Raw genomic sequence first — 13,369 nt, forward strand, 5'->3', positions numbered from 1 at the left:
GATAATGGCGAAGAGGTCACACCCGTTCCCATGCCGAACACGGAAGTTAAGCTCTTCAGCGCCGATGGTAGTTGGGGGATCTCCCCCTGTGAGAGTAGGACGTCGCCAGGCGAAACAATTCTTTTTTGTACAATCACTTTATTTGTGAAGGTACATATAGTAATATAGAAGATAGTGATAGTATGTACCATTTTTATCGTCGCGGGGTGGAGCAGTTCGGTAGCTCGTCGGGCTCATAACCCGAAGGTCGCAGGTTCAAATCCTGTCCCCGCAATACCATTTTTGATTTATTTATGAATTAGGCTATTGATAATTCGCGATGAGTCACGCATGGATAGTTATTTTGACATTCGTCAAAAAACTTTGGTCCGGTAGTTCAGTTGGTTAGAATGCCTGCCTGTCACGCAGGAGGTCGCGGGTTCGAGTCCCGTCCGGACCGCCATTTTTGTTCATTCAAACGAAACATTGTTTCGTTTTTTTTATTGTCTTTTTTCAGAACCTTTACTCTCATATACTAAAAAGGGTAAACTACATATATACATTCTCCCTTAGGGTAAAAAACGATCCTAAGGTTTTTTTATACTCTAAATGATGATTGAGGAGATTAACATGAATCAGTTTGAGATTATGACGAACAGTCCGGAGGAAACAGGCCAATTTGCAGAAGAGCTGGCAGGGCTTTTAAAGCCTGGGGCTGTGTTGACGCTGGAAGGTGATCTTGGGGCAGGGAAGACAACGTTTACGAAAGGGCTTGCCAAGGGTCTTGGTGTCACTAAAACCGTGAACAGTCCCACTTTTACCATTATTAAAGAATATAAGGGGCGTCTGCCTCTTTATCATATGGATGTATACAGGCTGGACGATTCCTTTGAAGATTTGGGATTCGATGAATACTTTGAAGGAGAAGGTGTGACCGTCATTGAGTGGGCTCACTTAATAAAGGATCAGCTTCCGAAAGAATTATTAAGCTTGTCGATTTACCGGGAAGGCGACTCCAAGAGAAGGATTGTGTTGAAGCCGTATGGAAATCGATATAGTGAATTGTGTAAGGAGATTGTGTCATGACGATATTATCGATAGATACCTCTAATTATCCCTTTGGCGTTGCCCTGATTGAAGAGGATAAGGTGATTGGGGAATACATCACGTATATGAAAAAGAATCACTCTGTGAGAGCCATGCCCGCTGTCGAACAGTTGTTAAAAGACTGTGGGGTAGAAGCTAAGGAATTAACGAAGATTGTTGTTGCGAATGGTCCCGGTTCCTATACGGGCGTACGAATCGGGGTCACATTGGCCAAGACCCTGGCATGGTCATTGAATATCCCTCTTGTCCCTGTATCGAGCCTTGCTACTTTGGCTTCATCCGGACGATATTTTCCAGGTTATATCGTTCCGCTGTTTGATGCCAGAAGAGGACAGGTATATACAGGACTGTATGAGTTTCAGGGAGATCGATTAGTTTGTATGGAAGAGGATCGCAACATCATGCTCGACGAATGGGCGACAAAGTTAAAAGAGTTAGATAAAGAGTTGTTATTTGTCGGGAATGATGTCTCCATCCATAAGGGCATGATTAAGGAAGTACTTGGAGATCAAGCGAGAATTGCACCATTTGTCAGTCATAATCCCCGCCCTTCTGAACTGGCTTATATTGGACTGGGTTTAAAAGAGATGACGGCACATGAAGTGCTTCCCAACTATATACGGATGGCGGAAGCAGAAGTGAAATGGCTGGAGGCCCAAAATAAATCTGAATAGATGATAAAGGATCGTTACAATATGGATATACGATTTATGACAGTTGATGATTTAAACGAGGTAATGGAAATTGAAAATCAATCTTTTAGCATTCCCTGGAGCCGGGACGCTTTCTTGAATGAAATTGAGCATAACCACCTGTCCACCTACCTCGTTGCAGAAGATGGAGAGAAGCTTGCAGGTTACTGCGGCGTGTGGCTGGTCGTGGATGAGGCCCATATCACAAATGTAGCCGTGCTCCCTGATTACCGGGGACGTGGTTTGGGGGAAGGTCTTATGCGCAAGATCATGGATATAGCGGTTGAATTTGGAGCTCGCGTAATGACACTCGAAGTCAGGGTTTCGAACATGCCTGCGCAGCACTTATATCGTAAGCTCGGTTTCAAAGACGGCGGGATTCGTAAGAGGTACTACTCGGACAATCAAGAGGATGCTTTAGTGATGTGGGTGAATTTATGAGAAAAGATATAGCAGTATTGGGAATTGAAACAAGCTGTGATGAGACAGCTGTGGCGATTATACGTAATGGAACAGAGATTGTGACGAATATTGTTTCGTCTCAAATTGAAAGTCATAAGCGATTCGGTGGAGTGGTCCCTGAGATTGCATCGCGTCATCATGTGGAGCAGGTTACGTATGTACTGGAGGAAGCCCTTGAACAAGCCGGGATGACGATGGAGGATATAGATTGTGTCGCTGTCACGGAAGGACCTGGTTTGGTAGGGGCACTACTAATTGGTGTCAACGCGGCCAAGGCTCTCGCTTTTGCCCACGGTAAACCGTTGGTGGGAGTCCATCACATTGCAGGGCATATCTATGCCAATCGCTTAGTGAAAGAGATGAGGTTCCCTCTCCTTTCCCTGGTTGTTTCCGGAGGACATACGGAGCTTGTACTCATGAAAGATCACGCTTCCTTTGAGGTCATCGGAGAAACACGCGATGATGCTGCAGGAGAAGCGTACGACAAGGTAGCGAGGACATTGGGCCTTCCATATCCAGGTGGTCCTCATATTGACAGGCTGGCACATGTTGGGGAAGCAAGTCTTGAGCTGCCACGGGCATGGCTGGAAGAAGGATCTTATGATTTCAGCTTCAGTGGTTTGAAGTCAGCGGTTATCAACACGCTTCACAATGCCAAACAAAAGGGAATGACCATTCCTCCACAGGATTTGGCCGCGAGCTTTCAAGCAAGTGTCATTGATGTGTTAGTAACGAAAACGGTTAAGGCTGTAAGGGAGTATGGAGTGGAGCAAGTATTGCTTGCTGGCGGAGTTGCGGCCAATAAAGGCTTGCGTGCTTCCCTTCAAGAAGCATTTGAGGGAATGGAAACTGAATTGGTCATCCCTCCCCTATCCCTTTGTACAGATAATGCTGCTATGATTGCAGCCGCAGGAACAGTATTATTCCAACAAGGAAAAAGAGGAAGCATGGATATGAACGCTCATCCAGGACTTGATATCGAGAATTTCTAAATGGGAAAGCTTGAACGAAACATCGTTCAAGCTTTTTTTACTGTTTGTTGATATCCTGTGAGTAATGCTCAGAATGGATCAGGCGGAAAGAGATATTAAAGGAACGAACATACGTTTTATCAACAGGTTGTGGACAAAATGTTAATAACTACTCGTTTAGTGTGTATACATTGTGAAAAACATACGTAATTCATAACCTAAATAATGGTAAGTGTTGTGGATAACTCAGGTTGTTTTTGTGGATAGTGTGGAAAACTCCTGTGAATAACGTTTTATAAGTGTTTTGATTGTGGATAATAATGTGGAATAAAAAAGGACTGGGGAGTGATCGTTATCCCCAATCCTGTGGATTACTGCTCTTCTTGAAGGAGTTCTTCCAGTTCTGTCCATTCTTCCAATAAAGAATCAAGCTCTTCTTTCGCTTTTGTGAGTGATTCATTAATATCCTGGACTTTCTCGTGATCTTGAAAGATGTCAGGATCGCAGAGGAGATCTTCTTTTTCTTGTATGTTTGTTTCAAGTACTTCCATGAGGCCTTCGATTTCTTCGACTCTGCGCTTTCGTTGACGTTCGAGTTTTTTCGCTTCTTTATCAATCTTGTGAGATCGTTTTTGAGTCGGCTGCTGTAATTGTTCACCCTGTTCCATGCGTTCAAGTGCCGCCAGTTCTTCCTGCTGCTGTAATTTTTCTACATAATAATCGTAATCGCCAAGATACTCCGTCGAGCCTTTCTTGGATAGTTCAACGACCTTTGTGGCAATTCGGTTGATGAAATACCGGTCGTGTGATACAAAGAGGATGGTTCCGGGATAATCAATCAGGGCATTCTCCAACACTTCTTTGCTATCCAGATCAAGATGGTTTGTCGGCTCATCCAGTATCAGGACGTTCCCTTTTTCCATCATCAGCTTGGAGAGGGCTAACCGTGCTTTTTCTCCACCGCTAAGTGTAGAAACGGGCTTTAGGACATCTTCCCCTGAAAAGAGGAAGTTGCCGAGGACCGTCCGGATTTCTTTCTCCATCTTCATCGGATATTCGTCCCACAGTTCATTTAAGACCGTCTTGTTCGATGATAGTTCGGCTTGTTCCTGGTCATAGTAACTGATGGTCACATTAGATCCGAATTTAAATGTGCCGTCGAGAGGCTGAAGTTTATTCACAAATGTTTTTAAAAGAGTGGACTTCCCGATTCCGTTCGGTCCGACCAGGGCGATACTGTCTCCTTTTTTGACAGAGAAATCGATATGGGAGGAAATCGTCTCGTTTTTCCCGTAGCCTATGGTAAGGTCCTGGACGTGCAGGACGTCATTCCCGCTTGGCCGGTCGATTTGAAATGCGAAGCTGGCAGATTTCTCATCGCCGAGTGGGCGCTCCATCCGCTCCATCCGCTCCAGTTTCTTTCGTCGGCTTTGTGCCATTTTTGTGGTAGACGCCCTTGCGATATTCCGTTGGATGAAGTCTTCGAGCTTTGCGACTTCCTGCTGTTGACGCTCGAACATTTTGCGGTCTTTCTCATAGTCTTCTGCTTTTTGTTCAAGATACCTGCTGTAGTTCCCGAGGTATTTCTTACTCCTGTTTCGGGAAATTTCATACACTTGATTGACGACGCTGTCTAAAAAGTAGCGATCATGGGAAACGATCAGGACGGCTCCTTCATAGCTCTGAAGATACGTTTCAAGCCATGATAAAGTTTCGATATCCAAGTGATTGGTCGGCTCATCAAGGATAAGGATGTCAGGCTTGGTCAGAAGAAGCTTACCAAGGGCGAGACGGGTTTTCTGCCCACCGCTCAATGTTGAAATCTTGGTTTCGTAATCAAAATCGGCAAAGTTCAATCCGTGAAGGACGGAACGGATATCGGCTTCATACTGATAGCCGCCGGAGTCCTTGAAGAGAACCTGTAATTGATCGTATTCCTTCAATACCCGTTGATAGACCTCCTCTTGTTCATATACCGAGGGATCGGCCATTTGCTGCTCCAATAATCGCAATTTTTTTTCCTGCTGTTTCAATTCCTCAAAGACGGTCAGCATCTCAGACCAGATGGATAGATCCGATTCGAGACCCGTATTTTGGGCAAGATACCCGATGGAGACGCCTTTTGGCTTTGTGATCTCCCCGGAGTCGTAGGAAAGGTGGCCTGCTATTATTTTTAGAAGAGTCGACTTCCCCGCACCATTACGGCCAACAAGGGCAACGCGATCTCTGGTCTGTATTTCAAGTTTAATATTTGATAGGATATTATCTGCACCGAAGTTTTTTGTTAATTGATTCACTTGTAAAAGAATCATGACGTTTCACCTCTATTTCATAGTGCTAGTGTACCGTATTTGAGAGGGGAACGGCAATAAAACACCTATTAATCTTCGTACACTTAGGATAAAATATAGTGTATGATGGGTAGGAGAGTTTAATAAATTCTGGATGCTTTCAATTTTGGAAGCGGTATCAGAGGTTTTGAATAGATGTGGGGGAATACAATATGAACCAGGATACAACGAAAATTCCACAGGCAACGGCCAAGCGCCTTCCGTTATATTATCGATTTATCAAGAATCTGTACTCATCAGGTAAGCAGAGGGTTTCATCGAAGGAATTAAGTGAAGCGGTGAAAGTTGATTCTGCTACGATCCGCAGGGACTTTTCTTATTTTGGTGCATTGGGTAAAAAGGGATACGGCTATAATGTCAATTATCTGTTATCCTTCTTCCGTAAGACCCTGGATCAGGATGCCCTTACGAAGGTTGTGCTGATCGGGGTGGGGAATCTTGGTACAGCGTTTCTTCATTATAACTTCATCAAGAATAATAATACGAAGATCGAAATGGCTTTTGAGGTGGATGAAAAGAAGGTCGGGACTCAAATCAGTGATGTACCCGTTTTTCATTTAGATGATTTAGAAGAGAAGCTTGTGGGGCATGATATTGAAGTAGCGATTCTGACGGTGCCGGCATCTTCTGCTCAGAATATCACAGACCGATTGGTTTCTTCGAATATAAAGGGGATACTGAATTTCACCCCTGCGAGATTGACGGTGCCCGACCATATCCGCGTCCATCATATCGACTTGGCGGTGGAACTTCAGTCACTCGTTTACTTCTTGAAACATTATTCAGAGGATGACACGGAAATGTCACAAGATGGAATCATAACAGAATAGAAAATTCTTCATATTTACGTTATGATAGAATGGTAAAAGAGGAGGTGTCTCATTATGCCAGGTCCAGGTAGCCTCGTATTAATAGCAGTCGTTGCTTTACTTATTTTTGGTCCTAAGAAACTTCCGGAATTAGGAAAAGCGGCAGGAAATACATTGCGTGAATTTAAAAATGCAACAAAAGGCTTAGCAGATGATGAAGACGAAAAAAATAATAGTGCTAAGTAGGGTAGGATGAACGCCATGAGTCAAAGAGACATGACAGTTTATGAACATATAGGAGAATTGCAAAAACGACTCATGTTTGTAGTCGTTTTCTTCTTGTTAGCAGTTGTTGTAAGCTTCTTTCTTGCAGAACCTTTGATCAGGTACTTACAGCATGCCGATGAAGCGAAAGAATTAACCATGAACGCCTTTCGTATCACAGATCCTCTCAAGATCTATATGGAAATGATCATGTTCATTGCTTTGATCATGACATCCCCTATCATTCTTTTTCAAGTCTGGTCTTTTGTCAGTCCGGGTTTATACGAAAGAGAAAGAAAAGTGACGCTTAGTTACATTCCAGTTTCCCTCATCCTTTTCTTAGGTGGATTGTCATTTTCTTATTTTATTTTGTTTCCATATATCGTGAAATTCATGATGGGTTTATCAACGAATCTAAATATAGAACAAGTGATAGGAATAAACGAATATTTTCATTTCTTATTCCAGATCACGATTCCTTTCGGTTTTCTCTTTCAGTTACCCGTAGCCATGCTTTTTCTTACACGGTTAGGTATCATCACACCGATGATGATGGGGAAGATGAGGAAAGCTGCCTACTTTATCTTATTGGTCATCGCGGCCCTTATCACGCCTCCCGACATTGTGTCCCATCTAATGGTGACGGTACCGCTGTTCATACTATATGAAATCAGCATCTGGATCTCCAAGATCGGATACAAAAAGGTATTGGAAGCGGAGCAGAAGCTTGAAATGGAACAGTTCGAGGACAAAAATAAGGATTGATCAAATGATCAATCCTTATTTTTTGTCCTTTATTTGTTTTTTGATCTTGAAATGCAGCATGATCATCCTTAACCCGGAACCGAAGTCCAGGGTTGCAAGAAAGATGAGCATATACGTGAAAAATCCCCAACCTTCATCATTCTGTACGTTTTGTACAGCAAAGTATGTGAAGAGCACACCGAGAAGGAGATAGATCACTCCCGAGAACAATGGTGATCTCCTCATAGAAATAATCCTCCAATAAATCCTTGTATTTTTTCAGCTTCATTCATCATTTTATCGATTTCGTCCTTATAGATAGATTGCATTAGTACGACCGTTGTATTCATGGCCACGTGAGCAAATATTGGCACAAGGATCCTCTTCGTTTTTACATAAAGAAAGGCGAAGGTGAATCCCATTGCTGAATACAGGATCACATGCTCAGGCTCGAAATGGGCAAGAGCGAAGATGACCGAACTGATGAGAGCGGCAAAGAAGAAATGCATCTTCTCATACAGAACACCGAAAATGATCTTCCTGAATACGATCTCTTCCAATATTGGGCCGATGATGGCCGCGACCATCATGGATAATGGAACCTTTTCAATGATGCCGATGATCATCTGGGTATTTTCAGAACCCATTTGGATACCCAGGGCATACTCCACTTGAATCGCAATCGATTGAGCAAGGAACGCCATGAAAATTCCGAGTACCGCCCAAATGATGGACCGCCCCGTACCCATGGGAGCACTGCGCTCAAGTCCTGTACTTGTCTCACTCTTCCTTAGGATGCCCCAGACAACGAGCAGGGTCAATGTAAAGCTGATGACGAGCCAGTATCCAGGGACAAGGCCCCTTACCGTCTCATCGGGATTCCCTAGGACGTCAACACCAATTTTATATAACAGGGGTACCCCGACAATGCTTGAAAGCTGCATAACGATATAGGCTATTAAAATAAATCCGAAATGTTTTTTCAACGTTTGATCTCCTTTAGCACCTGTAAGATAACGGCGATGTTACTCCTGTACAATTCTACTAAGAAAAGCGGAACTGTTCAAATCTAAGGGTTTCTTTCACCCTGGAATATATGGGGGAAGAAGGGCATAGGATAGGAGGGTGTGAAAAAAAGAGAAATATGACGAAAAAAATTTCAGGCAGGACTCTTGCAAAATGAAAACGAATTAATTAATATAATAGTTGTGTTAGCACTCACAGTGAGCGAGTGCTAATAAAAAACATTTACATAATTCAAGGAGGTTGTTTCACTTGTTAAAACCACTAGGTGATCGCGTCGTTATCGAGCTAGTTGAGTCAGAAGAAAAAACAGCAAGCGGTATTGTGCTACCGGATTCCGCAAAGGAAAAGCCACAAGAAGGTAAAGTGATGGCTGTAGGTACTGGTCGCATTCTTGACAACGGTGAGCGCGTTGCTCTTGAGGTAGCTGTCGGCGATCGGATCATTTTCTCTAAATACGCTGGTACAGAAGTGAAATACCAAGGCACAGAATACCTGATCCTTCGTGATAGCGATATTCTGGCTGTAGTTGGCGAATAATTAAATTTCCTTAAAGTAAACCATACATTATTTAAATAAGAGGAGGACTTTATCAATGGCTAAAGATATTAAATTCAGCGAAGAAGCACGCCGTTCCATGCTTCGCGGTGTCGATCAATTAGCAAATGCAGTAAAAGTAACTCTTGGACCAAAAGGACGTAACGTGGTACTTGAGAAGAAATTCGGTTCACCACTTATCACAAATGACGGTGTAACCATTGCGAAAGAAATCGAACTGGAAGATGCATTCGAAAACATGGGTGCAAAACTGGTTGCTGAAGTAGCAAGCAAAACAAACGAAATCGCCGGTGACGGTACAACGACTGCAACGGTCCTTGCTCAAGCAATGATCCGCGAAGGTCTTAAAAACGTAACAGCTGGTGCAAACCCTGTAGGCGTTCGCAAAGGGATCGAAAAAGCGGTTCAAGCGGCTATCGAAGAATTAAAAGTGATCTCCAAGCCAATCGAAGGCAAAGATTCCATCGCTCAGGTTGCGGCAATCTCAGCTGCTGACGAAGAAGTCGGTCAACTGATCGCAGAAGCAATGGAGCGCGTTGGAAACGACGGCGTTATCACTATTGAAGAATCTAAAGGGTTCACTACTGAACTTGACGTTGTAGAAGGAATGCAGTTCGACCGTGGATATGCATCTCCATACATGGTAACTGATTCTGACAAAATGGAAGCTGTCTTAGAAAATCCATACATCCTGATCACTGACAAGAAAATCGGTAACATCCAGGAAGTACTTCCTGTCCTTGAGCAAGTTGTACAACAAGGTAAGCCACTATTAATGGTAGCTGAAGATGTTGAAGGTGAAGCTCTTGCAACGCTTGTTGTGAATAAACTTCGCGGTACATTCAACGCGGTTGCTGTTAAAGCTCCTGGCTTCGGTGACCGTCGTAAAGCAATGCTTGAAGACTTAGCGGTTCTTACTGGTGGAGAAGTGATCACAGAAGATCTAGGCCTGGACCTTAAATCTGCCAACATCACTCAACTAGGCCGCGCTGCGAAAGTAGTCGTAACGAAAGAAAACACGACTGTCGTAGAAGGTTCTGGAGATCCGGAAAAAATCGCAGCTCGCGTAAATCAAATCCGTGCTCAATTAGAAGAATCCACTTCTGAATTCGACAAGGAAAAATTACAAGAGCGTCTTGCTAAGCTTGCAGGTGGAGTAGCAGTCGTGAAAGTCGGAGCTGCAACTGAAACTGAGCTTAAAGAGCGTAAACTACGCATCGAAGACGCCCTGAACTCTACTCGTGCAGCAGTAGAAGAAGGTATCGTATCCGGTGGTGGTACGGCACTCGTGAACGTATACAATAAAGTAGCATCAATCGAAGCGGATGCAGATGTAGCAACTGGTATCAACATCGTGCTGCGTGCTCTAGAAGAGCCGATCCGTCAAATCGCTCACAACGCCGGACTCGAAGGTTCTATCATCGTAGAACGTCTGAAGAAGGAAGAAGTAGGTGTCGGATTCAACGCAGCTACTGGTGAGTGGGTCAACATGATCGAAAAAGGTATCGTAGATCCAACCAAAGTAACTCGTTCTGCGCTTCAAAACGCAGCGTCTGTTGCAGCAATGTTCCTGACTACTGAAGCAGTAGTAGCGGACATTCCTGAAGAAGGCGGCGGCATGCCGGATATGTCCGGTATGGGCGGCATGGGTGGAATGGGCGGCATGATGTAATCTGCCGACCGTTTCACTTTTGTGAAGCAGTTCGATGTAGAAATAGTTAGTAAGAAGAAGACTACTTCCTAGTTAAAGGAGGTAGTCTTTTTTGTGTTGTTAAAGTTCGCATATCAAGAATTTATTGAAGACCGGATATTCAAGGACACCACAAAGGTAAATATCCAAAATTAAAAGGAATAATAAAAGAGTCTTTAGTGAAGATGGTAATGAATGCCTTCTTAAACATGAGGAAAGGTGAATAAAAGTGTAGAGGAGGTAGTCGTGAGTTCTGGACAAGGACCCCTCAAAAATTGAACCGTAGATGATTGTCCATACGGATTTTGCGATTATGAATACAATATATAAATCTTTCAAGTATAAGAAGGGAGGTAAGTAAATGAAAAAACCCAAAATCAAAAGTCTAACCAATCAGACCTTTTCAAATCGTGTGGAACGAGCAGAGTTTGATGATAACTGGAAGACGACGCTTTCCCCTGAAGGCTATGTCATCTATGTTGCATTGGCTGACCGTGCTGAAGTGGAACTTTTATTATCTGACGGCTCAAGCAGGCTGGTCCTTTTTCCTAAAAAAGGCACGGTGACAGTAGGGGGTGGGGGAACTACTCACTTCAGCAAGCCGCATAAAACCATTACGCTATAAGCTGCTTATTCCACCTCTTTACTAATTTCTTCAATTTACTAAACCTCTCTAACAGTTGCCACATACCATACGCACATGTATACTGTACGGACGTCTGCAATGGGTGACTATATTTGAAATTACTACCTTTTTGCTAACGCAACTCCAGTAAAATAGGGTAAAAAGAAGTTAAAGATATTTAAGACAACATTTATAATAAACTTTTTATCCTGCACTCTGCTTTCATCAAGGTAAAGATTTTACACACTTTCACCATAGAGGCGGCATGATGTAATCATCATCCCCCATCCCTGGAGCTATCCAGATAAAAGTGGTCATTCCATATGGAGTGACTACTTTTTTTACGTCCTAAGAGAGTTAAAGAGTTTACAAACTCACCATATAGGTAAAAAGTATGATAACACGACATCCGTATTGTAATGATTTACGAATGCTTCAAATGACGTCTACTTTCTAACTAAAATAAAGCAGGTGATAACATGGACTATACAACGATGGATCTCAGGACGCTGGTAGAACGGGTCATTGAAGGGGACGAACGGGCAAAAGAAGAATTTGAAAGACGATGGGAGATTCCGTGGGAACAAGTTGGGACAGTACCGATATCGATCGAGAAGAAGCCAAGGGACTGACGTGGTTCCACCCATCCCTCTTATGATAAAGTATGGATAGAACAGTTCAGAAAGAGGGTTACCGATGACAGTCAAACAATACTACCAAGATGCCTATATGAAAAGCTTTCACACATCCATTCAGGAGCAGCAGCAGAATGAGTCGGGCTGGTACGTTGTATTAGAAGAGACGGCTTTCTATCCAACAGGCGGCGGCCAGCCTCATGATATGGGAACGTTAAAGGATAAGCGGATTATCAACGTTGAAGAGGTGAATGGAGAAATCCGTCATTACATAGAAGAACCGTTTGAGCATATTTCAGGAGTTTTCGAAGGGCAGATCGATTGGGAACGCCGATTCGATCACATGCAGCAGCACGCCGGTCAGCATATCCTTTCTGCCGCATTTGCAGAAGCACTGCAATACGAGACGATTAGCTTTCATCTCGGAAAAGAAGTCCTCACCATCGACTTAAACGTCAGTGACATCAGCAACTCAGATGCTTCGAAAGCAGAAGAACTAGCCAACAGAATCATAAGGGAAGCGCGTCCGATCCAGACGAAGTGGGTGAAGGAAGCGGACCTGTCAGACTATCCGCTACGAAAGCAACCATCCGTCACAGGCGAGATCCGTCTCGTCATCATCCCGGACTTCGATTATAACGGGTGCGGGGGAACCCATCCAAGGTCCACAAGTGAAGTAGGGGCCATCAAGATCCTTGATTGGGAAAAGCACAAAGGCCATATCCGATTGCAGTTTGTGTGCGGGGAGCGGGTCCTTTATCAATTACACCGTAAGCACGGAATCCTGAAAGAGCTCACAAGTGTCCTTCAAGTACCGGAAGAGACTATGGTACCGACGGCCCGCCAGCTGATCGCCAAACAGAAAGAGCAGGAGAAGGCACTGGAAGGATTGAAAGAGGTGCTGTTGACGTATGAAGCTGAAGGGTTACCTGGAGTCCAAAAAGAAGGCTATATGCTTATCCAAAGAGCTTACAATGACAGACCAATCCAGGAACTTCAGAAGATTGCACAGCACATCAGCTCCAAGAGAGAAGATGCGATTGTGACGCTGGTCGTGCATAATGATCAAAAGCTTCAGCTCGTAGCGGCTAAGGGATCGCTCCCAACTATTAACTTAAGAGAAGTCGCACAAAAAGTATTCCCACTCATCAATGGGAAAGGCGGCGGGAAAGAGTCGCTTGTTCAAGGTGGGGGAGAGGCTGTTATGAGTAAGGAAGAATTGCTTGAATTTCTGGTAAGTCAACTATAATAAAGTGTAAAAGCCACTCGGTATGACCGGGTGGTGTTAACAATTAAATAAGGGGAGATTTTTGGATTCGAATATTTTGTAGTTTAATCAAACGTTTGTTTAAACTCAAAATCATATCGAGTACACCCCCCAACCCTAATCATTCGATATCCCACCCAATATTGGTTAAAATAGAAAAGACTCATTCATGTTCAACAATTGGCTATAGCT

15 protein-coding genes, 2 tRNA genes and 1 rRNA gene are annotated in these 13,369 nt (G+C 43.6%); 15 read left to right on the plus strand and 3 right to left on the minus strand.

The window, feature by feature from the left end; genetic code table 11:
- From rrf to tsaD, 7 genes are all read left to right on the plus strand, one after another.
- Positions 1-111, plus strand: a 5S ribosomal RNA gene (gene rrf / locus V8G47_RS19310); the annotation flags it as partial.
- 89 nt (positions 112-200) lie between these two features.
- Positions 201-274 (plus strand) — tRNA-Met (locus V8G47_RS19315).
- A 91-nt stretch (positions 275-365) separates the two neighbouring features.
- A tRNA-Asp gene (locus V8G47_RS19320) sits at positions 366-442 on the plus strand.
- 167 nt (positions 443-609) lie between these two features.
- Entirely contained in the window at positions 610-1,065 is a 456-nt protein-coding gene (gene tsaE, locus V8G47_RS19325; RefSeq protein ID WP_336201491.1) for a tRNA (adenosine(37)-N6)-threonylcarbamoyltransferase complex ATPase subunit type 1 TsaE, read from the plus strand.
- Entirely contained in the window at positions 1,062-1,760 is a 699-nt protein-coding gene (gene tsaB, locus V8G47_RS19330; protein WP_336201492.1) for a tRNA (adenosine(37)-N6)-threonylcarbamoyltransferase complex dimerization subunit type 1 TsaB, read from the plus strand. The genes tsaE and tsaB overlap by 4 nt, the downstream gene beginning before the upstream one ends.
- Before the next feature lie 21 nt (positions 1,761-1,781).
- Positions 1,782-2,219, plus strand: coding sequence for a ribosomal protein S18-alanine N-acetyltransferase (gene rimI, locus V8G47_RS19335; RefSeq protein WP_224521602.1), 438 nt, complete (start codon positions 1,782-1,784; stop codon positions 2,217-2,219).
- A complete protein-coding gene (gene tsaD, locus V8G47_RS19340; protein ID WP_336201493.1) occupies positions 2,216-3,232 on the plus strand; it encodes a tRNA (adenosine(37)-N6)-threonylcarbamoyltransferase complex transferase subunit TsaD in 1,017 nt (338 codons plus the stop codon). The genes rimI and tsaD overlap by 4 nt, the downstream gene beginning before the upstream one ends.
- Before the next feature lie 350 nt (positions 3,233-3,582).
- On the opposite strand, the gene V8G47_RS19345 is transcribed toward tsaD, so the two are convergent.
- A complete protein-coding gene (locus V8G47_RS19345) occupies positions 3,583-5,523 on the minus strand; it encodes an ABC-F family ATP-binding cassette domain-containing protein (protein ID WP_336201494.1) in 1,941 nt (646 codons plus the stop codon).
- Positions 5,524-5,714: 191 nt separating this feature from the next.
- Here V8G47_RS19345 and V8G47_RS19350 point away from each other — a divergent pair, with 191 nt between their 5' ends.
- Genes V8G47_RS19350 through tatC form a run of 3 tightly spaced genes read left to right on the plus strand, consistent with a single transcriptional unit; the run spans position 5,715 to position 7,400 of the window.
- Entirely contained in the window at positions 5,715-6,392 is a 678-nt protein-coding gene (locus V8G47_RS19350) for a redox-sensing transcriptional repressor Rex (protein ID WP_034766052.1), read from the plus strand.
- 54 nt (positions 6,393-6,446) lie between these two features.
- Positions 6,447-6,617 carry a twin-arginine translocase TatA/TatE family subunit gene (locus V8G47_RS19355; RefSeq protein WP_034766054.1) on the plus strand — a complete coding sequence of 57 codons (171 nt, stop codon included), beginning with the start codon at positions 6,447-6,449 and terminating at the stop codon, positions 6,615-6,617.
- A gap of 15 nt (positions 6,618-6,632) precedes the next feature.
- On the plus strand, positions 6,633-7,400 hold the full coding sequence (gene tatC, locus V8G47_RS19360) for a twin-arginine translocase subunit TatC (protein WP_336201495.1): 768 nt from the start codon (positions 6,633-6,635) through the stop codon (positions 7,398-7,400).
- A gap of 15 nt (positions 7,401-7,415) precedes the next feature.
- On the opposite strand, the gene V8G47_RS19365 is transcribed toward tatC, so the two are convergent.
- Together V8G47_RS19365 and V8G47_RS19370 are read right to left on the minus strand one after the other, a co-directional pair.
- Positions 7,416-7,625 carry a YdiK family protein gene (locus V8G47_RS19365; protein ID WP_336201496.1) on the minus strand — a complete coding sequence of 70 codons (210 nt, stop codon included), beginning with the start codon at positions 7,623-7,625 and terminating at the stop codon, positions 7,416-7,418.
- Positions 7,622-8,365: a CPBP family intramembrane glutamic endopeptidase gene (locus tag V8G47_RS19370; RefSeq protein ID WP_336201497.1), complete on the minus strand. Its 744-nt coding sequence runs from the start codon at positions 8,363-8,365 to the stop codon at positions 7,622-7,624. Before V8G47_RS19370 ends, V8G47_RS19365 begins: the two co-directional genes overlap by 4 nt.
- Positions 8,366-8,654: 289 nt before the next feature.
- On the opposite strand from V8G47_RS19370, the gene groES reads away from it, so the two are divergent.
- From groES to V8G47_RS19395, 5 genes are all read left to right on the plus strand, one after another.
- Positions 8,655-8,942 (plus strand): co-chaperone GroES, encoded by a 288-nt coding sequence (gene groES / locus V8G47_RS19375; protein ID WP_034766060.1) that lies wholly within the window; start codon positions 8,655-8,657, stop codon positions 8,940-8,942.
- A 55-nt stretch (positions 8,943-8,997) separates the two neighbouring features.
- Positions 8,998-10,632, plus strand: coding sequence for a chaperonin GroEL (groL, locus tag V8G47_RS19380; protein WP_034766062.1), 1,635 nt, complete (start codon positions 8,998-9,000; stop codon positions 10,630-10,632).
- Between the two features lie 379 nt (positions 10,633-11,011).
- A complete protein-coding gene (locus tag V8G47_RS19385; protein WP_159361057.1) occupies positions 11,012-11,275 on the plus strand; it encodes a hypothetical protein in 264 nt (87 codons plus the stop codon).
- A gap of 479 nt (positions 11,276-11,754) precedes the next feature.
- Entirely contained in the window at positions 11,755-11,907 is a 153-nt protein-coding gene (locus tag V8G47_RS19390) for a hypothetical protein (protein WP_159361058.1), read from the plus strand.
- A gap of 64 nt (positions 11,908-11,971) precedes the next feature.
- Entirely contained in the window at positions 11,972-13,159 is a 1,188-nt protein-coding gene (locus tag V8G47_RS19395) for an alanyl-tRNA editing protein (protein ID WP_336201498.1), read from the plus strand.
- The last annotated feature ends 210 nt before the right edge of the window (positions 13,160-13,369 follow it).

It is taken from the genome of Rossellomorea sp. LJF3, from assembly GCF_037046045.1.
Taxonomy (GTDB): Bacteria; Bacillota; Bacilli; order Bacillales; family Bacillaceae_B; genus Rossellomorea.